This is a genomic window from Amycolatopsis sp. NPDC004747 (assembly GCF_053601335.1).
Map to the genome: position 1 here is coordinate 1 of NZ_JBSGBQ010000036.1, position 19,451 is coordinate 19,451.

The 19,451-nt window shown below is 73.1% G+C and carries 13 protein-coding genes; 6 read left to right on the forward strand and 7 right to left on the reverse strand.

Features of this window, described 5'->3' with window-relative positions:
- Window positions 1–225: 225 nt before the first annotated feature.
- Window positions 226–1,113, reverse strand: a complete 888-nt coding sequence (locus ACWEGE_RS38775; RefSeq protein WP_449665462.1) for a LysR family transcriptional regulator — start codon at window positions 1,111–1,113, stop codon at window positions 226–228.
- 81 nt (window positions 1,114–1,194) lie between these two features.
- On the opposite strand from ACWEGE_RS38775, the gene ACWEGE_RS38780 reads away from it, so the two are divergent.
- The 4 genes from ACWEGE_RS38780 to ACWEGE_RS38795 all read left to right on the forward strand — a co-directional run bounded on the left by ACWEGE_RS38780 (window position 1,195) and on the right by ACWEGE_RS38795 (window position 7,308).
- Entirely contained in the window at window positions 1,195–2,523 is a 1,329-nt protein-coding gene (locus tag ACWEGE_RS38780; protein ID WP_449665463.1) for a diaminopimelate decarboxylase, read from the forward strand.
- A 40-nt stretch (window positions 2,524–2,563) separates the two neighbouring features.
- On the forward strand, window positions 2,564–4,048 hold the full coding sequence (locus tag ACWEGE_RS38785; protein ID WP_449665464.1) for an ArnT family glycosyltransferase: 1,485 nt from the start codon (window positions 2,564–2,566) through the stop codon (window positions 4,046–4,048).
- A gap of 21 nt (window positions 4,049–4,069) precedes the next feature.
- The gene (locus tag ACWEGE_RS38790; RefSeq protein WP_449665465.1) at window positions 4,070–5,254 is read left to right on the forward strand and encodes a 4-hydroxybenzoate 3-monooxygenase; all 1,185 of its coding nucleotides are present in this window, start codon (window positions 4,070–4,072) and stop codon (window positions 5,252–5,254) included.
- 68 nt (window positions 5,255–5,322) lie between these two features.
- A complete protein-coding gene (locus ACWEGE_RS38795; RefSeq protein ID WP_449665466.1) occupies window positions 5,323–7,308 on the forward strand; it encodes a HelD family protein in 1,986 nt (661 codons plus the stop codon).
- On the opposite strand, the gene ACWEGE_RS38800 is transcribed toward ACWEGE_RS38795, so the two are convergent.
- Entirely contained in the window at window positions 7,289–9,613 is a 2,325-nt protein-coding gene (locus tag ACWEGE_RS38800) for an alpha-L-fucosidase (RefSeq protein ID WP_449665467.1), read from the reverse strand. The genes ACWEGE_RS38795 and ACWEGE_RS38800 overlap by 20 nt on opposite strands.
- 292 nt (window positions 9,614–9,905) lie before the next feature.
- On the opposite strand from ACWEGE_RS38800, the gene ACWEGE_RS38805 reads away from it, so the two are divergent.
- Window positions 9,906–10,172 carry a hypothetical protein gene (locus tag ACWEGE_RS38805; RefSeq protein ID WP_449665468.1) on the forward strand — a complete coding sequence of 89 codons (267 nt, stop codon included), beginning with the start codon at window positions 9,906–9,908 and terminating at the stop codon, window positions 10,170–10,172.
- 384 nt (window positions 10,173–10,556) lie between these two features.
- Window positions 10,557–11,777, forward strand: a complete 1,221-nt coding sequence (locus ACWEGE_RS38810; protein ID WP_449665469.1) for an SGNH/GDSL hydrolase family protein — start codon at window positions 10,557–10,559, stop codon at window positions 11,775–11,777.
- Here ACWEGE_RS38810 and ACWEGE_RS38815 read toward each other — a convergent pair.
- From ACWEGE_RS38815 to ACWEGE_RS38835, 5 genes are read right to left on the reverse strand one after another with little or no spacing between them, the layout of a single operon-like run.
- Window positions 11,735–13,042, reverse strand: coding sequence for an MFS transporter (locus ACWEGE_RS38815; protein WP_449665470.1), 1,308 nt, complete (start codon window positions 13,040–13,042; stop codon window positions 11,735–11,737). The genes ACWEGE_RS38810 and ACWEGE_RS38815 overlap by 43 nt on opposite strands.
- On the reverse strand, window positions 13,039–13,587 hold the full coding sequence (locus ACWEGE_RS38820) for a GNAT family N-acetyltransferase (protein WP_449665471.1): 549 nt from the start codon (window positions 13,585–13,587) through the stop codon (window positions 13,039–13,041). The genes ACWEGE_RS38815 and ACWEGE_RS38820 overlap by 4 nt, the downstream gene beginning before the upstream one ends.
- Window positions 13,588–13,630: 43 nt before the next feature.
- Window positions 13,631–18,550: an RHS repeat-associated core domain-containing protein gene (locus tag ACWEGE_RS38825; RefSeq protein ID WP_449665472.1), complete on the reverse strand. Its 4,920-nt coding sequence runs from the start codon at window positions 18,548–18,550 to the stop codon at window positions 13,631–13,633.
- Entirely contained in the window at window positions 18,544–19,110 is a 567-nt protein-coding gene (locus ACWEGE_RS38830) for a YbaB/EbfC family nucleoid-associated protein (protein ID WP_449665473.1), read from the reverse strand. The genes ACWEGE_RS38825 and ACWEGE_RS38830 overlap by 7 nt, the downstream gene beginning before the upstream one ends.
- On the reverse strand, window positions 19,107–19,448 hold the full coding sequence (locus tag ACWEGE_RS38835) for a type VII secretion target (RefSeq protein WP_449665474.1): 342 nt from the start codon (window positions 19,446–19,448) through the stop codon (window positions 19,107–19,109). The genes ACWEGE_RS38830 and ACWEGE_RS38835 overlap by 4 nt, the downstream gene beginning before the upstream one ends.
- Between the last annotated feature and the right edge of the window lie 3 nt (window positions 19,449–19,451).

The following is a 19,451-nucleotide window of genomic DNA, read 5'->3' on the forward strand; positions in this document are numbered from 1 at the left end:
ACTACCGCTGCCACCTTACGTTCTGGAGGTGGGCCGCTGGGTGGTCATCCCGTCGCCTGATTGAGGCCTATCACTTTGAGCCGGGCCCGCAAGCTTGCGCTGTCATCTCGCGTTGGTCTTCGGGTTGCGGGCCCGGCTCAAAGTGATTTGACGGCCTCAGGCGACGGGATGACCACCCAGCTCCGTGATCTGAGGGCAGCACCCGGTCACCAACCGAATCACGCTTTACTCGTCTAGCCCCGGGGCCGCGAGATCCACGAAGGCCCGCACCACCGGGGACACCGAGCCGGCCCGCCAGGCCAGGCCCAGGTCGATCCTCGGCGGCGGGTCCTCCAGCCGGCGCAGCGCCACGCCCGGTCGCCGGAGGGCGCGGGCGCGGTGTTCCGGGACCGCCGCGAGGCCCGCTCCCTCCGCGACCGCGCGCATCAGCTGCTCGTCCTCCGGCTCCTCGCGGACGATCGGCGGGAGCCCGCCCGGCCAGGCCTGGCCGCTGATCGCGTCGTACTGGCCCGGGCCGTTCTCGCGCGGCCAGAACACCACCGGCTCGGCGGCGATCGCGGCCCGCCGGAGCCGGCCGCGGCGGCGGGCGAGCGGGTGGCCCGAGGGCAGTGCGAGCAGGACCTCCTCCGACCCGACCACCGTGACCTCGATCCCGGCGGCGGTGACCGGTGGCCGCACGAACCCGACGTCGATCTCGCCCGCCGCCAGCCGGGCCAGGTTCAGGCTGGTCCAGCCCGTCTCGAGGGCCAGTTCGACGTCGGGGAACCGCGTGCGGTACGCCGCGACCAGGTCGCCGGCCGGCGGGCCGGGTGCCGACCGCGTGTAGGCGATCCGCAGCCGGCCGGTGTCGCCCCGGCCCGCGGCCGCCACGGCACCGCGGGCCCGGTCCAGCCGGTCGAGCAGGTCGCGTGCTTCGGCGGCGGCCACGCGCCCGGCGTCGGTCAACGTGAAGCGCGGCCCCGTGCGGTCGAGCAGTGCGGCCCCCAGATCCGCCTCGAAAGCACGGATCTGCTGGCTCAGCGAAGGCTGGGACACGAACAGCCGGGCCGCCGCCTTCGTGAAGTGCATCTCCTCGGCGAGCACGGCGAAGTAGTGCCATCGACGCAGGTCCACCCAGCGATTATAGGTCGAGCTTATGACTTGATCGGGACGAAGTCTTGGACCGGACGCGCCGCCCGCTGCTGTCCTGGACCGGTGACCACGACCCGCGCGCCCCTGAGCCGCACCGACCGCAAGCTGCTCGCCATCGCCGCCGCCGCGGACCGGCGGCTCACCGCCCCGATGGCCGGGTTCGTCGACCTCACCGCCGTCCGGGAAGCCGTCGAGGACCTCACGACGGCGTTCGCGCCGCTCGGGCGCGTCCAGCACACCGTCGCCGCCAAGGCGTGCGGCCTCGCGCCGCTGCTGCGGTTCCTCGGCGACCTCGGGATCGACGCCGAGGTCGCGAGCCCGGGCGAGACGGCGGTCGCCGAAGCCGCGGGCCTGCGCGGCCCGCGGCTGGTCCTCGACTCCCCCGCCAAGACCACCGCCGAGCTCGCGCACGCACTGGCCGAGGGCACGGCGGTCAACGCCGACAACTTCCAGGAACTCGCCAGGCTCGACGCGCTGGTCGGCGCGAACCCGCCGCGGTCGGTGCTGGGCCTGCGGATCAACCCGCAGGTCGGGGCGGGCCGGATCGGCGACACCAGCACCGCGACCGCCCGGTCGAAGTTCGGCATCCCGTTGCGGGACAACGGAAACCGCGCGCTGCTGCGCGAGGCTTTCGCGCGCCGGCCGTGGCTGACGCGGCTGCACGTCCACGTCGGCTCGCAGGGCTGCCCGCCGGAGCTGATGGCCGACGGCGTCGCCGCGGTGCACGAGCTCGCCGGGGAGATCAACGCCGAAGCCGGGTACCGGCAGGTGACCAGCCTCGACCTCGGCGGCGGGCTGCCGGTCGACTTCGCCTCCGACGACCCCGGCCCGGCCTACGCGGATTACGTCGCGACGCTGCTGGCCCGGGTCCCGTCGCTGGCCGACGGCCGCTACGCGTTCGTCACCGAATTCGGCCGGTCCCTGCTGGCGAAGAGCGGTTTTCTCGTCAGCACGGTGGAGTACACGAAGGTCTCCGGTGGGCGGCACATCGCGGTGACGCACGCGGGCGCGCAGGTGGCGGCGCGCACGGTGCTCCAGCCGGCGCACTGGCCGCTGCGGATCGGCGCGTTCGACGCCGTCGGCGTCCCGAAGACCGGTCCCGAAGTGCCGCAGGACATCGCCGGTCCGCTGTGCTTCGCCGGCGACCTCCTCGCCCGGGAGCGGCCGCTGCCGTTGCTGGCACCGGGCGACCTCGTCGTCGCGCACGACACCGGCGCGTACTACTTCGGCGCGCACTACGCGTACAACACGCTGCCGCGCCCGGCGGTGTACGGGTTCACCGTGTCGCCGCGCGGTGACGTCGGGTTCACGCCGCTGCGCCGCGCGCAGACCCTGGCCGAACTGGTCGCCGACGCGGGCGGCGAATTCCTCGGAGCGCTCCCGGCGGCGTGATCGGCCGCGTACGATCCCGGGCAGCCGAGGGGAGGCTGTCATGGGGGCACCACCGCGGTTCGCCGCGCTGCCGGTCGGGATCGTCGTCGCCGTGCAGGCCGTCGTGCTGACGGCGCTGTCCGGGCGCTACGGCTTCCACCGCGACGAGCTGTACTTCGTCGCGGCGGGCCGACGGCCCGACTGGGGTTACGTCGACAACCCGCCGATCACCCCGTGGCTCGCGCGGGCGTCGACGGCGGTGTTCGGCGAAACGCCGAGCGGCCTGCGGGTGGTCGCGACCCTGCTCGGGATGGCGACCGTGGTGGTCGTCGCGCTGATCGCCCGCGAATCCGGCGGCGGCCGCGGTGTCCAGCTGTTCACCGCGATCGCGACGGCGTTGTCCTCCTACGTCCTGGTCGTGTCGCACATGCTGGCGACCAACTCCGCGGACGTGCTGGTGTGGTCGCTGATCGCGCTCTTCGGCCTGCGGCTGCTGCGCACCGGCGACGGCCGGTGGTGGCTCGCCGTCGGCGCCGCCGCGGGGCTCGGCCTGGCGAACAAGTGGCTCGTGCTGCTCCTGCTGTCCGGGCTCGGCGTCGGCGTCGCGGTGGCCGGGCCACGCCGGGTGCTGCGGTCCTGGTGGCTTCCGGCCGGCGCCGGGCTCGCCGCCGTCCTGGCCGCGCCGGTGGTGCTCTGGCAGGCGGCGCACGGCTGGCCGATGCTCACCGTGGCCGGCGGGATCAGCGAGGACGACGGCGCCGAGAACCGCCTCCTGTTCGTGCCGATGCAGCTGGTCCTGCTCTCGCCGGTGCTGGTGCCGGTGTGGGTCGCCGGGCTCCTGCGGCCGTGGCGCGACCCCGCGCTGCGCTGGGCCCGCGCACTCGCGATCACCTACCCGGTCGTCTGCGTCGAGCTCCTGGTCCTCGGCGGCAAGCCGTACTACTCGGTGCCGCTGCTGCTGCCGCTGGTGGCACTGGGCGCCGAACCGGTGCTGCGGTGGCTGGGCCGGGGCGGGACCGTCCGGCGGGCGCTGAGCGGCGCGGCCGCCGCGGTGTGCGCGGTGGTGTCCGTCCTCATCGGACTCCCGGTGGTGCCGGCGCCGGCGCTGAACGGCCCGCTGCTGGCGATGAACAAGGAGCCGGGCGAGCAGGTCGGCTGGCCGGGCTTCGCGGGCACCGTGGCGGGTGCCTGGCAGCGCATCCCGGCTGCCGAGCGGGACACCGCGGTGATCCTCGCCGGGAACTACGGCGAGGCCGGGGCGATCGAGCGCTACGGTCCCGCACTCGGCCTGCCGCAGCCGTATTCGCCGCACATGTCGTACGCGGACTGGGGACCGCCACCGGACCGGCTGGTCGGCCCGGTGCTGCTGATCGGGCGGGTCCGGCCCGGCTCGCCCGCGGCCGGGCTGATCACCGGGTGCCGCACGGTCGCCAAGCACCACACCGCCGAAGGCGTCGACAACGACGAGGACGGCGTCGTGCTCTCGCTGTGCACGCTGACGCGGCCGTGGTCCGAGGCGTGGTCTCGGCTGCGGCACTACTACTGAGCGCGCGCTACCCTCGGGCGCATGGTGGCGAGGCGCACGGCGGTGGCCGTGGTGGGGGCGGGCCCGGCCGGACTCACGGTGGCGAACCTGCTGCGGCGTGCGGGAATTCCCTGCGTGCTGCTGGAAGCGCAGAGCCGGGCGTTCATCGAACAGCGGCCGCGGGCCGGGTTCATCGAGGAGTGGGCGGTCCGCGAGCTCGAACGGCGGGGGCTCGGCGAGCAGCTCGTCGCGAAGGCACCGCGGCACGAGAAGTTCGAGTTCCGGTTCGCCGGGCAGCGGCACGTCTTCCGCTACGGCGACGTCACCGGCCAGCGGCATTTCGTGTACCCGCAACAGCTCCTGGTGACCGACCTGGTCGCGCAGTACACCGACGCGGGCGGTGAAGCGGTCTTCGAGGTCGCGGACGTCGAGCTGCACGACCTGACGTCGGACTCCCCCGCCGTCACCTTCCGGGCCGGCGGCGCCGAACACCGCATCGACTGCGGCTTCGTCGCCGGCTGCGACGGCGCCCGCGGCGTGTGCCAGAGCTACCTGCCGGCGGAATCGACGGTGAAGGCCCACCACGACTACGGAATCGGCTGGCTGGCCCTGCTCGCCGAGGCTCCGCCGTCCGCCGACGGCGTGCTGTTCGGCATCCACCCGCGCGGGTTCGCCGCGCACATGGCCCGCACCCCGGCGGTGACGCGGTTCTACCTGCAGACCGCGCCGGGCGAGACCGAGGCGGACTGGCCCGACGAGCGCGTGTGGGAGGAACTGCACGCGCGGCTCACCGTGCCCGGCGGCGAAATCATCGAGGGGAAGCTGTTCGAGAAGCGGATCCTCGACATGCACAACCACGTCGTCGAACCGATGTCGCACGGCCGGCTGCACCTCGCGGGCGAGTCCGCGCACCTGGTCGCCCCGATCGCGGCCAAGGGCATGAACCTCGCCCTGCACGACGCGTTCCTGCTCACCGACGCGCTCCAGGCGCACTACGCGGGCGACCCGGCGCCGCTGGCCGGCTACTCGGCCGCGTGCCTGCCGCTGGTGTGGCAGTACCAGGAGTTCTCGCTGTGGCTGTCGGACATCTTCCACCACACGGCGGCCGCGGGCGAGAACCCGTTCGCGGCGCGCATCGCGGAGGCCCGGCTGCGCCGCCTGCTCGGTTCGCCCGCGGCCGCGGCGGCGTTCGCGGAGCTGTACATCGGCAAGAACGCCGATTTCTGAGGCACGGCTGACGCTGTCAAGAAGAACAAGACTGCACTTTCCGCGGATTCGCGGGCACGCTCTCCGGCATGCCCGAACTCGCCGCCGAACAGGACCACCTGAACATCCTCTACGCCCGCCTCGACGCACTGCGGGCGGAGGCCGCCGCCGCGCTCGCCCGTGGTCACGCGCCGGACGTCTGGCAAGCCGAGGTGGCCCGGCTGGCCGCGGCCGAGGACGGGCTGTGCTTCGGCCGGCTGGACCTGACCGGCGGCCGACGGGTCCACATCGGACGGATCGGGCTGTTCACCGGCGACGACGAACCCCTGCTGGTGGACTGGCGCGCGCCCGCCGCCCGGCCGTTCTACACCGCCACCGCCGCCGAGCCGGGCGACGTCGTCCGGCGGCGGCGGATCACCACCCGCGGCCGGACCGTCGTGGCCCTCGACGACGAACTGCTCGACCCGGACGCCCCGCGCGACGGGCTGGTCGGCGAAGCCGCGCTGCTCGCCGCGGTGACGGCCGAGCGCACCGGGCGGATGCGGGACATCGTCACGACGCTGCAGGCCGAGCAGGACCGGATCGTCCGCGACGACGCCCGGGGTGTCCTGGTCGTGCAGGGCGGGCCCGGCACCGGCAAGACGGCCGTCGCCCTGCACCGGGTCGCCTACCTGCTCTACACCCACGAACACCTGCGCACCCGCGGCGTGCTCGTCCTCGGCCCGAGCCGGGTGTTCCTCGGCTACATCGGCCAGGTGCTGCCCGGCCTCGGCGAGAACCGGGTGGTGACGGCCACGGTGCCCGACCTCGTCCCCGGCGTCGCGGTCACCCGGGTCGACACCGCCGCGGAAGCCGCGCGCAAGGGCCGGGCGGAGATGGCGGCCCGGCTGGCCGAACGGGTCCGCGCCGCGGTGACCGTTCCCGAGCACGCCGTGGACGTCGAGTTCGAGCAGCAGGTGCTGCGGCTGCCTCCGGCGGCGCTCCGCCGGGCGGTGCGGACGGCCAGGGAGACCGGCCTGCCGCACAACCAGGCCCGGCACGTGTTCCACCGGGCGGTCGTCGCCACGCTCGCCGGGGAACTGGCCGCCCGGATGGAGGAGGTGGTGTTCACCGAGAGCGGCGAGGCGCTCGACGGCGGCAGCGCGGACGGCCGCCTCGGTGAGACCGAGCTCCGGGCCCTCGCGGCCGCCGGGGTGGTGCTCGGCCCGGAGGACGACGACCGCCCGCGCACGCTGCTCGACGAGGTGGACCGGGAAGCGTTGCGGACGGCCCTGCTCGCCGACCCCGGCGTCCGGGACGTGCTCGACGGGCTGTGGCCGCCGCTGACCCCGGCGGAGGTGGTCGAAGGGCCGTGGAGCGCCGCGGACGTCCCGTTGCTGGACGAGGTCGCCGCACTGGTCGGCGAGAGCGTGCCGGTGTTCGGGCACGTGGTGGTCGACGAGGCCCAGGAACTGTCCGAAATGGACTGGCGGATGCTGCTCCGCCGCTGCCCGTCCCGGTCGATGACCGTCGTCGGGGACCTGGCGCAGACCGGGAATGCGGCGGGTGCCGCGTCGTGGGACCGGGTGCCGCGGCCGCACCGGCTCGCACAGCTGACCGTCGGCTACCGGACCCCGCGGGAAATCATGGACGCCGCGGCGGAGGTGCTGGCCGTCCACCACCCGGCGCTGCGGCCGCCGACCTCGGTGCGGGCGAGTGGCGAGCCGCCGTGGCGGTGGGCCACCGGCGACGTGCCCGGTGCGCTCGCCGAGCTCGTCGGCGAGCACACCGGGGGGAAGCTGGCCGTCATCGCGCCGGAGGCCGGCGAAATCGCGGCCGCCCTCGCCCTGCGGCGGCCGCCGGACCCGGCGGACGACGTCGTGGTGCTGACCCCGGCCGAGGCCAAGGGACTGGAGTTCGACGCGGTGGTGGTCGCCGACCCCGCCGCCGTCCTCGCGGCCGGCCCGCACGGACCCAACGACCTCTACGTCGCGATGACGCGCGCCACCCGGTCGCTCGGCGTCGTCCACTCCGGGCCGCTGCCGCGGGAACTGCGCTCGCTGGCGGACCGGCCGCTCAGCTCCAGGCGATCTTGAACACCCACGTGTGGCGACCGGCCTGCCGGGCCGCGGCCGGGACCTCGATCACCAGCGCCCCGTTCTCCACGGTCCAGTGCAGGTTCCCGCGGTACCCGAGCAACGTCACCCGGTCACCCCTCCGGATCGGGACCGGCGCGTCCACGACCAGGCGGCTGCCCGGTGCGGTCAGCGAGTGCACGTAGAAGGCCTCGTTCTGCTTGACCGTGAACCGCAGGTCGCCGAGCTGGGCCATCCGGGACCAGTACGTGGTGCCGTAGATCGCTTCGCCGTTGACCTTCAGCCACGCGCCCGCGTCCCGCAGGTGCCGCTGCATGACGGCCGGGATCGTGCCGTCGAAGTCCGGGCCGATGTCGAGCAGGAAGTTGCCGTTCTTCGAAACGATGTCGACGAGCGTGCGGACGACCTCCTCCGCCGCCATGTACCGGTCGTCGGGGGTCGCGCGGTTGTAGCCGTAGGAGAACGGGTCGAGGCCGCGGCTCGCCTCCCACTTCGCGACCACGGTGTTCGGGTACGTCGTGTATTCCGGGGTCGTGAAGTCGTGGTCGGGGATGCCGCCGCGGTCGTTGTAGGTGACGTCCTTGGGGCGCTTGCGGTTCTTCGCGCGGTTGAAGTACTCGGTGAGCACGGTCCGGCTGTCGTTGACGCCGCCGATGTCGAACCACAGGACGTCGGGGTCGAACTCGCGGACCAGCTCGAGGACCTGCGGGGCCTGGTAGTCACGGACGAAGTCCTTCCCCGCGGTGTAGCCGGTGTAGGGCAGCGGCGCGCCGGTGTAGGGGTTGCGCGGCGCGTGGCCCATCCACGGGTTGTCCGGGTTGAACCATTCCGGCAGCGAGAAGTACAGGCCGTTGCGCAGGTGCGGGGTGTACCTGCGGGACGCGGCGAACAGCTCCGCGACGATGTTCCGCCGAGGGCCGAGCTTCACCGAGTTGCGGTCGCTGACCTTGGTGTCCCACAACGCGAAGCCGTCGTGGTGCTTGGAGGTGAGGACGTAGTACTCCGCGCCCGCGTCCGCGATCAGGTCCAGCCAGGTGCGCGGGTCGAACTTCGCCGCGGTGAACAGCGGGATGAAGTCGTCGTAGGCGAAGTCCTCGCCGTACTTCTGCCGGTGGTGGGCGTAGGTCGCGCCGTTCGGGTCCTGCTGGTTCTGCCAGTACCACTCCGCGTACTGCTGCCCCACCGGCGCCCACGCGGGCACCGCGTACACACCCCAGTGGATGAAGATGCCGAACTTGCTGTCGTTGAACCAATAGGGCGCCCGGTGGGTCGAAAGCGAGGTGTCGGCCGGGCGGAAGTCCGGGACGCCGAGGGTGATCGGGACCTGCTGGGTGGCGAGGGTGCCGCGGCCGGCGGTGACGCGGATCTGGCCGTTCGCGGTGGTGCCGGGCGGCACGGACGCGTTCGGCGCGAGGCCGAGCCGGACCGTCGCCTGCTCCCCCGGGGCCAGTGCACGGATGGCCGCGGGCACGGTCGTCCGGCCGCCGGGGACGTCGACGGTGACGCTCACCCGGTCACCCGCGCCGAGCCACACGGTCCCGGCGTTGACGATGGTCGCTTCGGCGGCCTGCGGCCCGCCGTCGGTCAGCAGGTTGGCCGTCGAGCGGCCGTCCAGGACCAGTGCCGAGCGGCCCACGGCGACCGGCTGGAGGGTGAGCGCGAAGACGTGCAGGCTGGAGACGTTCGGCGCCGGGTTCGCCGTGGTGGGCAGGGTCAGCGCGACGGCTTCGCGGGCGGGGTCGATCCAGACCTGGCCGGTGGCCACGGAAACCGGGTTGTCGTCGACGACCCCGCCCGGCCCGTAGCGGAACGGCGAGACGATTGCGCCGCTCCCGGTGTACCAGTCGGGGCCGGACAGCGCACCGGTGCTCGTGGTGCCGTCGGCGTAGTGCACGGTCGCCGCGCCGCCCGCCGCGCCGTAGCTGGCGGCGACCAGGAAGTAGGCGACGAAGTAGCGGCCCTTCGGCAGGTCGATCTTCTGCCCGGTCGCGGCGATGTTGTTCTTCGCGCCGGCGGCCGCGGACCCGAGCCGGAACGGGACGCCGCCGGCGGTGACGGTCTGCCCGGCCGGCAGGTGCTCGGCGGGGAAGGTGTAGCCGGAGCCGTCGAAGTCACCGCCGCCGGCCGACGCGCTGTCGATGCCGTCGTTGGTGAACCACGGGTCGAGGGCGACCGGCACGGGCGGCGGGGGCGGGACGATCGGGGTGCCGGCGCTGTCGGCGACGGCGTCCACGGGGGTGGCGGCACCGGCGGGTGCCCGGCCTGCCGCGCTGAGCGCGACGGCACCACCGAGGGCGATGCCCAAGGCTTGTCGGCGAGGGAAGGTCGGCGAGGACGACGAGGACGGCGAGGACGACACTGAACCTCCAGGGATCGGATGACTACGGCGGATTGGCGGCAGAGTTCACCCCCAGGAGGCACACTTGTCGCCAGTGGAACTTGATTCATCCGATGGCTGACCCTGCTTGGTCGTCCTCGCCCTGTCAAGGGGCCAACCGGAGCGATTGAGGTGAACCGTGCTCGTGTTCGCCGCGTATCACTGGGTAACGAGCTGCAGCACTCGCACCGGAAACCAGCCGCGATGAAAGGCCAGACCGATGTCCACCCTCCCGAACGCGCTGAGCCGCCGCGCGATCGCCATGCTCAAGGCGGTCGCCGAAGGCCGTGCCGAGCTCCGCTGCAGCTGCGAACCCGACCTCCGCGTCGACGGCTTGTCCTGCTGTGACCAGAACACCGCCCACGACCTCGCCCACGCCGGGCTGATCAGAGCCACCCGGCTCGTCGCCCCCGGCCAATGGGCCCCCGCCGAACTGACCGAAGCCGGTCACCGCGCCCTGAACGGATTTCCCGCCGCCGCGGCTTGAACCTCCCGCTCGAGCGCCGTGAAGGCCATCCGACGTCCCGTCGGGTGGCCTTCACGGCGCTCCGGCGCCCCACCCGGGCCGGGAACCTCGAAACTGCGCTGAACCGCCCCGCTCCGGCGGCCGTGCTTTGGGTGAGGGCGTCTCGCACACGCCCTCCGGGGTCACCACGACGCAACGATCCGGGCCAGCCTCCGCCCGATCGGGACCGGGTACCCCGGCGAGCGGCCGTCGCGGCAACGGCCACCTCGCGCGGGCCCGTCCGGCATCCCCAGAATCCCGGACGGGCCCGCCCCGGCCTTCCCCGCGGTGACTGTCCGGGGTCTTGTCCGATCCCTCACCTGATCAGCGGTCCCCGGCTCGCGGACCGCGGGCGACGGTGGGGAGATGCGACGTTTCGTGGCCGTGGGCACCGCCGTCCTGGCGGGATTGGGACTGCTCGCGACCGCAGGCAGCGCCAATCCGGAGGGTGCCACCCCGGCGTTCGCCCAGCACGCCGTCGGCGGCTGGGTGGGCACGTGGGCCGCGGCACCCGCGGCCGCCGTGCCGAACACCCCCGACGGCTACCCGGGCTACTCGATCCGCAACGTCGTGCACACCAGCGCCGGCGGTGCCCGCGCCCGGGTCCACCTCTCGAACGCCTTCGGCACCGCTCCCCTGACGTTCGGGCACGTCACCGTCGCGGTGCAGGCCACCGGGCCGGACGCCGTGCCGGGCACCCTGCGGTCCCTGACCTTCGGCGGCGCCCCGGGCGTCGTGGTCCCGGCCGGTGCCGAAGCGCTGAGCGACCCGGTCGGCCTCCGGGTCCCCGCCGACGCCAACCTGCTCGTGACGACCTACGTGCCGTCGAAGTCCGGGCCGGTGACCTACCACCCGCTCGCGACGCAGGCGTCGTACTTCACCCGGGCCGGCGACTTCGCCGACAGCGAGTCCGGCACCCCGTACACCGAGCAGACGTCGGTGTGGCACTACGTCTCCGGTGTCGACGTCCAGGGCGGCGCGGAAGCCACGATCGTGGCACTCGGCGATTCGATCACCGACGGCTTCGGGTCGGTCCCCGGGGCCAACCACCGCTGGCCGGACTACCTCGCCGACCGGCTGCACGGCCGCTACGGCGTGCTCAACGCCGGCATCAGCGCCAACCGGCTGCTGCTCGACGTGCCCGGGTCCAGCGCGGGCCAGAACGCGCTCGCCCGGTTCGACCGCGACGTGCTCGGCGTCGGCGGGGTCCGGACGCTCATCGTGCTGGAGGGCATCAACGACATCCAGCAGACCCCACACCAGACCGACCCCGGCGCCATCGCGACGGCCTACCGCCAGCTGGTGGCGCAGGCGCACGCGCGCGGGATCCGGGTCCTCGGCGGCACGCTCACGCCGTTCAAGGGCTGGCGGGTCTACGACGACACCCTCGAAGCGACCCGCCAGGCGGTGAACGCGGTCATCCGCACCGGCGGGGTCTTCGACGGCGTCATCGACTTCGACGCGGCCCTGCGCGACCCGGCCGACCCGCTCCGCCTGCTCCCGGCCTACGACTCCGGCGACCACCTCCACCCCGGCGACGCCGGTTACGAGCGGATGGCCGCCGTCGTCCGGCTGGACCGGCTCTGACCACGGGGGATGAACAGCACCGCGACGAGGCTCAGCACCGCCACGGCCACCAGGTAGAGCGACACCGAAAGCGAAGTGCCCGTGGCGGTCTGCAGCGCGGTCGCGATCAACGGCGCGAACCCGCCGCCCAGCACCGCACCGACGGCGTAGGAGAACGAAGCCCCGCTGTAGCGGTAGCGCGGCTCGAACAGCTCCGCGAACAACGCCGACTGCGGCCCGTAAGTGGCGCCGAGGCCGATGTTGAGCACGACCACCGCCACGATCAGCCACGCCGTCGCCTTCGTGTCGACGAGCAGGAAGAACGGGATCGGCCAGAGCACCAGGAGCACCGATCCGGCCAGGTACACCGGTTTGCGGCCCACCCGGTCGGACCAGGCCGCCGCGACGAGGATGCTCACCAGCCACGTCACGCTGCCGACGATCACGACGACCAGCAGCGTGGTGCGGTCGATCTTGAGCACCGAGGTGCCGTAGGACAGCAGGTAGGCCAGGAAGATGTACCCGATCGCGGTGTTGGCGATGAAGCTGCCGGACGCCACCAGCAGCGCCCGCGGCCGCTCGCGCAGCACCTCGGCCATCGGGCGGTTGCTGCGTTCCTCCGCCGCCCGCAACGCCGAGAACACCGGGCTTTCCTCGATCCGCAGCCGGATCACCAGGCCGACGGCGACGAGCACGATGCTCGCCAGGAACGGTACCCGCCACCCCCACGCGGCGAACTGCGCGTCGGTCAGCGAGCGGCCGAGGACGAAGAACATCAGCTGCGCCAGGATCAACCCGGCCGGGACGCCGATCTGCGAGAAGGCGCCGTACCGGCCGCGGCGGTCCTCGGGGGCGTGCTCGACCGCCATCAGCGCGGCCCCGCCCCATTCGCCACCGGCGCTCAGGCCCTGCAGCAGCCGCAGGACCAGCAGCAGGACCGGCGCCCAGACGCCGATCGCGGAGTACGTCGGGAGCAGGCCGACGCCGACCGTGGCGAAGCCCATCAGCAGCAGCGACAGCACCAGCATCGCCTTGCGGCCGACGCGGTCGCCGAAGTGGCCCCAGAGGATCCCGCCGACCGGGCGGGCCAGGAACCCGACGCCGAGCGTCGCGAAGGCCGCGAGGGTCCCGGAAGCGGGCGACAGCGACGTGAAGAACAGCTTGCCGAACACCAGCGCCGTTGCCGTGCTGTAGATGAAGTAGTCGTACCACTCGATGGTGGTCCCCACCGCGCTCGCCACGGCGACCCGCCGCAAGGGCCGGGCCGCGACCGCGCGGCCGCTCACGAGCCGGCTAGTGCTGGGTCGGATGCAGCGACCAGGTCGTCCACGAGCAGGTCCATCAGCAGCCCGTCGTGCCAGCTGCCGTCGGGACCGCGCTCGTAGGACCGCATCGTGCCGACCGGCCGGAAGCCGAGCGAGGAGTAGAGCCGGATCGCCGCCTCGTTGCCGGCCGCGGGGTCGATCACCAGCCGGTGGTGTCCCCGCTCGGTGAACAGGTGCTCGGCCAGCGTGCGGATGGCGTCCGAGCCGAGACCGCGCCCCTGGAAGTCCGGGTGCACCGCGATGTCGATGCCGGCGTGGCGGTACTGCGGATCGGCCTCCTCGAAGGCCAGTTCGATGCCGATTACGGTGTTGTCGTACTCGACGGCGTAGGTCGTGGTGCCTTCGTCGGGGTCCAGCAGGTAGGACACCTGGGCGGCCACCGGCTCCTCGGCGTCGGCCCACCAGCGGGCGACTTCGGGGTGCGACAGGATCTCCTCGAACCGGGCGGCGTCCGGGGCGGCAGCTGGCCGCAGCCGGACACGGCTTCCGGTGATCAGGCCGGTCATCAGCTCAGTGTCGACCCCCGGAAGCCGTCTGTCGAGCCGGGTTTCAGCGGCCGTTCCAGACCAGGCCGGCTCCGCTGAAGTCGTGTCCCTTCGTCCCCTTCGTCCACACCTTGCCGTCCGGCGTGGTGAACACGCCCGTGACCGTGTCCATCTTCGTGCCGATCGGCGGCAGCTCGGGCGGCCTCGACATGCCGTTGCGCGCCATCTTGTCCAGCGCCGCCTGGTCGATGCCGGTGTACTCGGCCTTGATCACCAGGTGGTCGCGGATCGACCGCTCGAACGGGTTCGACGAGTTGGGGAACTTGAGCTCGTCGCTCACCTGCACGTGGTACTTGATGCCGATCCCGTCGAGCCCCTCCCGCTTCCAGGCGTCGCTGTTCGCGCGGCCGATCAGTTCCTTGACGCTGTTTTCGACGCCGTTCTTGTGCGCGCTGTTGGCCTTGGTGCTCAGCGGCGTCATGTTGCTCGACGTGCCGGGGCCGCCGATGTTGTCGTTCTCCAGGTGCCCCTTGACCCACTTCGCCTTCGGGTTGATCCCGTTGTCGGCCAGGTGCTTCTGGAGTTCGGGGCTGAGCTGCTTGTTCGCGGCCGCCTTGTTGAGGTCCTCGACGTCGGTGAGGTGCCCCTTCTGCGGTGGGTTCCGGGCGTTGTTGGAGTCGCCCTTGCCGTACGGGCGATCGCCGTCCCAGCGGCCACCCTGCGTGCCGCCGCCCTGCTTGGTGCTGCGGCTCGGCCCCGACGCGGACGTCCGCTGCTTCTTCGCCGGCCGGCCGAGCTGCCCCGGGTCGTGCCCGCCGCCCGGCCGCTTCGGCGGTTGCGAGCCGCCCGCACCACCGCTGAGCGGCTTGCCGCACGGCGACGTCAGCATCAGGCCCAGCGGGTCGACGGCGGCCAGCGGGTTCGGCACGTAGCTCGCCGGGTTCGGCGCCGGGCGGAGGCCCAGCGGGTCCTGGCTGAGGTACCGCCCGGTGACCGGGTCGTAGTAGCGGTAGACGTTGTAGTGCAGGCCCGTTTCGGGGTCGGCGTACTGCCCGGGGAAGCGCAGCGGCGTGCCCCCGGCCGTGACGACCTTGCCCCACAGGCCCGACCGCGCCCGCCAGGTCAGCGTGCCGCCGGGCGCCACCAGCTCCGCGGGGGCGCCGATCTGGTCGGTGACCACGGCCTGCAGCCGCCAGGTCCCGTCCACGAGCTCGGCCTGCACCAGCGGCCGGTCGTCGTCGGGGTGCCGCTCCCAGGTCATCACCCGCCGCCGGCCCTCGGCGTCGGTGTGCACCTGCTCGACGAGCTGCGTGTCGGCCCACACGAAGTCGACGCGCTCGGCGACGCGGACGTCGGCGGTCAGCCGCAGCTTCGCGATCCGGCGGCCGAGCGGGTCGTAGCGGTAACGCCACTGGGTGCCGTCCGGGGTGCGCACGCCGATCAGCCGGTCGACCGCGTCCCAGGTGAACGTCCAGGTCAGGACACCGCCGGGGATCTGCACGTGCCGGGCGACCAGCCGGCCCTGCGCGTCGTGGGCGTACGCCACCGCGCCCGCGCCGGTCAGGGTGTTGGCGGTGTAGCCGCGGGGGCCCACCTCCGCGTCGACCGGCCAGGAGCCGTCGACCGCGGTCTCGGTGAGGTTCCCCGCCGCGTCGTAGCGGAAGTTCTCGCGGTGGTCGGCGGCCGCGACCTCGACGACCCGCCCGGCCGCGTCGTAGCGGTACTGCGTGACGCCGGTCAGCACGTCCCGGACCGCGGCGAGCGAGCCGTCCGCGCGGTAGTCGTACCGCCGCTGCTGCACGGTCCCGGCGGTGGGCGTGGAGACGATCTGGCCGGTCAGCCGGTCACCCGCGTCGAACGACTGGGCCAGCTCCAGCGCGCCGTCCACCGAGCGGCGCAGCTCGCGGCCGGCCGCGTCGTGCTGGAACCGGACGTCGTGGCCGGCGAAGGCGAGGGTCGCCGGGTGCCCCGCGGCGTCCTGCGTCCAGTGGCTGTCCACTCCGGACGGGGTGCGCCGCGCGAGCACGGTCCCGTCGTCGGCGTAGGAGAACAGCACGCTGCGGCCGTCGACGGTCTCCCGCAGCACCCGGCCGTCGGGATCCCGCTCGAACTCGAGCACGACGTCGTCGCCGGTCGCCCGCACCAGCCGGCCCATGGGGTCGTAGGCGTAGGTGGTGATCCCGGTCGGCGTCTGCCGCCGGACCACGTTGCCGAGGGCGTCGTGGGTGTAGTCGACCGCTTCGCCGAGCCCGTTGACCGACCGCACCAGCTGCCCGGCCGCGTCATAGGCGAACCGCAGCACCCGGCCGTCGAAGTCGCGTTCCTCGACCAGCCTGCCCACCGCGTCGTACCGGTAGTGCCAGGTCAGGCCGACCGGGTTGGTGACCGACGTCAGGCGCAGCTCGGTGTCGTAGCCGTACACCGTGCGGGCGCCGGCGGCGTCGACGCTCGCGGTCCGCAGCCCGAACGGGCCGTATTCGGCGCGCTCGACCGCCCCCACCGGGTCGACGTGCTCGATCTCGTTGCCTTCGGCGTCGTAGCGCCACTGCTCGCGTTCGCCGGTCCGGCCGGTGCGCGCGGCGCGCAGGCCTTCCACCGTCCAGTCGAAGCGCACCTGGCCACCGAAGACGTCGGTGCGCACCCGCGGCCTGCCGAACAGGTCGCGGACGTCTTCGCCGCCGTCCTCCGGCCGCTCGAGCAGCCGCTCGTAGTCGAACTCGCCCGCCACCCCGATCTGCTCGGTGGCCAGGTCGGGTACACCCTCGCCGAGTTCGCCGGAGTACTCGCGGTTCCACGTCCGCTCGCCGTCGGTGAAGCTGGCGAACAGCGGCTGGGCCGGGTCCACGTTGAGGTCCACAGTGGACCCGTCGGGCCGGGTGACGGTGGTGGGCCTGCCGAAGGCGTCGTAGGTGTAGGTCGTCGTGCGGCCCAGCGGGTCGGTACGCGCGAGCAGCCGGTCGTACCGGTCGTGGACGTACTCGGTCACCGCCCCCAGCGGGTCGGTCTCGCGCACCACCTGGTTCAGGTCGTTCAGCTCGAACGTCGTGGTGTGGCCGAGGGAGTCGGTGTGCCGGGTGACGCCGGGCTCGTACGCGAAGCTCCCGTCCAGGTAGCCCTGGTCGCCGACGGTGCGGACACAGCGGCCCGCCTGGTCGTAGACGTAGCGGTACCAGGCACCGGTGCGGTCCTGCCAGCCGGTGATCCGGCCTTCGGTGTCGTAGTCGAACCGCATCGGACGGCCCGACGAGTTCACGACGGCCTCGAGCCGGCCGCGGTCGTCGTAGCCGAACGACGTGACCGGCACGGCCAACGTCCCGGCGGCGTCGACGACGGTCAGCTCGCGCACGCGGCCGCCCTCGACGCGCAGGTCGACCCGGTACCCGTCGGAATGGCGCCAGGAGACCGGGCGGCCGTCCTCGTCGTGGGTGACGTCGATCGTCCGCCCGTCCCCGCCTTCGATGCCGGTCAGCGGCAGGACGCGCACGCCTCGGGCCGGGGCGGGGCCGGACGGCGCGGCGAAGGTGAGGGTCCGCCGCTGCGCCGGGTCGTCCAGCACCCAGGCGCCGGTCTCCTCGTCGATCGCCAGTGTCCAGCGCGGCCCCTCCAGCGGGAACACCGGATCGCCCCCGCGCGAGGGCAGCGGGTAGACCAGGATCATCCCGTCCGGGGAGAAGTAGCAGGCGTGCTCGTCGTCCAGCTCCAGCCGCTGGTCCACTGTGGACGCCCAAGAGGCGCCGAACAGCCTGCCCGCCCGGTAGGAGGACACGTGGGTGCGCTCCAGCACGAGCGCCAGCGGCCCCGGGAAGTCGACGTCGGCCTGAGCCAGCACCATCTCGCCGGTCGCGACGTCGATCGGGTCGGACTTGCAGACCCGGTCGTCGGCGCCGACCCCGCGGTCGCGCGGGGTGTCGGGCTTGTTCGACGACGGGCTCGTGGTGTCGGGGCTCTTGCCGCCACCGCCGCCCTTGCCCGCGCCCGAGGGGGTGGTCGGGCCGTCGGGGGTCGGGTCGGGGCTCTTCGGGGTGTCGTCGGGCCCCTTCGAGGCGGGCGGCGGGTCGCTCTTCGGCGGAGGGTCGCCCTTGGCGCCGGACGTGGTGGTGCCGTCGCCGCCCTTCGGCGGCGGATCGGTCTTGGGGGGCGGCGCGTCCGGGCCGCCCTTGCCCTTGGGGCCGCCGATGTCCTTCGGGCCGCTCTTGATGTCCGCGTGCTTCGGCGGCGGCGCGGTCTTGCCCGGCTTGATCTTCCGCAACGCCTTCGCCGCGTCCGAGAACAGGTCGCCGGCCCGCTTCAGCAGCGGCATCAGCGCCTTGAGCGCGGTGACCAGCCGCTTCACCAGGTCCGCGATCTTCGACGCCGTCTTCGCCACCGCGTTGATCACCTGCGGCACGACCCAGGTCATGCCGATCCCCAGGGTGAACAGCACCTGCAGCGCCCAGCTGATCAGGTGCCCGACCAGCTCCGCGATGATGTCGCGGACCAGCGCCCGCACCGCCGCGACGACCTCGCCGGCGGTCTTGACCCCGCTGGAGGCGCCTTCACAGCCCTTCTGCGCGGTCTCGAGCAACGTGACGGTGTCCTGCGCCCGCTGCCGGTAGGTGTCCGCGGCGGCCCCGGTCCAGGAGACCGTGTCGGCCTTGACCATCCCGGTCAGGTCCTCGCCGACGCTGCCCAGCTCGGTCGCGATGTTCTTCCACGTCTCCGACTGGGCCGCGATCTCGTCGGCGTTGCCGGTCAGCCCGTTCAAGGCCTCCTTCAGCGGGCCGACGTGCTCCATCAGCCAGCCGACGCCCGCCGCGAGGATGGCGCCGAACGGGTCCATCGCCATCGACAGCGCGTCCAGCGCCGTCCCGACCGCGCCCAGCGCGACCGAAGCCCAGTCACCGCTCTCGATCGCCGACTTCAGGTCGTTCGCCGATTCCAGCAGCGAAATGCCGGAATACGCCTTCGTCGAATCCTTCGTCTCCGCGACCAGCGGATTCACCACGGATTGTTGTCCTCGTCATCGGGAGCGGCAGGCCGCCGCGGCTGTGCCGTGCCGGGGGGCTGTGAAGTGCCGAAGGGCGGCGGGGTTCCGGGGGCGGGCGGGGACGCCGCGCCACCCGCGGGGGCGGGCGGGGGCGGCACCGGCGGCTGCTCGTCCGGTTCGTCCGGGTCCGGGAAGCGCCCGCGCAGGTTGTCGAGCAGCACGCTGCGGGTTTCGCGGTCCTCGTCGCCGAGCTGCTCGGCCATCACGCCGGCGACGCGTTCGGCGATGCCGGACTGCGCCCGGCGCATCGTGGTCAGGATCGCCCGCGACAGCTCGTCGAGGGGGAACGACTTGACCTTGTTCGAGAACGTCAGGTCGGTGACGGTGCCGTCCGCGCCGACGGTCACGCTGACCGCGCCGTCGGAGCTGGTCGCGGTCAGCCGCAGCCGTTCGGTCTGCTCCTGGGCCGCCTGGTAGCGCTGCGCCTTCGCCGCGAACCCGGCCGCCCAGTCGTCCATCCGGCGGATCGCCTCGTCGGGGTCCCGCATCAGGTCCCCCAGCCCGTTGGGGCCGGTCATGACCGCACCCTCGCTTCCGCGGGCGAGGATGCCGCGAGCTGACGCTCGAACGGCTGCGCGTTGTTCTCTTCGCCTTCGCGGTAGGACTTCGCGGCTGCCGTGACGTTGTCCGCCAGCCCGCGCACGCCTTCCCCGGACGCCGTCAGCGCGTCCTTCGCCTGCTCGTTCGTCGGCCGGATGATGGGCGGGAGGAAGGCGCACAGCAGCCCGTAGGCGTGGTCCGACATCGCCGTGTCCGCCGCCGAGCTCGCCGTGTTGAGCCGGTCCACCAGGCTCTCGACGTGACTCGCGTGCGCGACCAGGTCGTCCGGTTCGACCTCGAAACCGGGAGCCGACATGGG

Coding starts and splice junctions, on each gene's coding strand:
- ACWEGE_RS38830 (WP_449665473.1), bottom strand. CDS start 19,110: ATGACCGGCCCCAACGGGCTGGGGGACCTGATGCGGGACCCCGACGAG.
- ACWEGE_RS38805 (WP_449665468.1), top strand. CDS start 9,906: ATGTCCACCCTCCCGAACGCGCTGAGCCGCCGCGCGATCGCCATGCTC.
- ACWEGE_RS38810 (WP_449665469.1), top strand. CDS start 10,557: ATGCGACGTTTCGTGGCCGTGGGCACCGCCGTCCTGGCGGGATTGGGA.
- ACWEGE_RS38785 (WP_449665464.1), top strand. CDS start 2,564: ATGGGGGCACCACCGCGGTTCGCCGCGCTGCCGGTCGGGATCGTCGTC.
- ACWEGE_RS38820 (WP_449665471.1), bottom strand. CDS start 13,587: ATGACCGGCCTGATCACCGGAAGCCGTGTCCGGCTGCGGCCAGCTGCC.
- ACWEGE_RS38790 (WP_449665465.1), top strand. CDS start 4,070: ATGGTGGCGAGGCGCACGGCGGTGGCCGTGGTGGGGGCGGGCCCGGCC.
- ACWEGE_RS38835 (WP_449665474.1), bottom strand. CDS start 19,448: ATGTCGGCTCCCGGTTTCGAGGTCGAACCGGACGACCTGGTCGCGCAC.
- ACWEGE_RS38795 (WP_449665466.1), top strand. CDS start 5,323: ATGCCCGAACTCGCCGCCGAACAGGACCACCTGAACATCCTCTACGCC.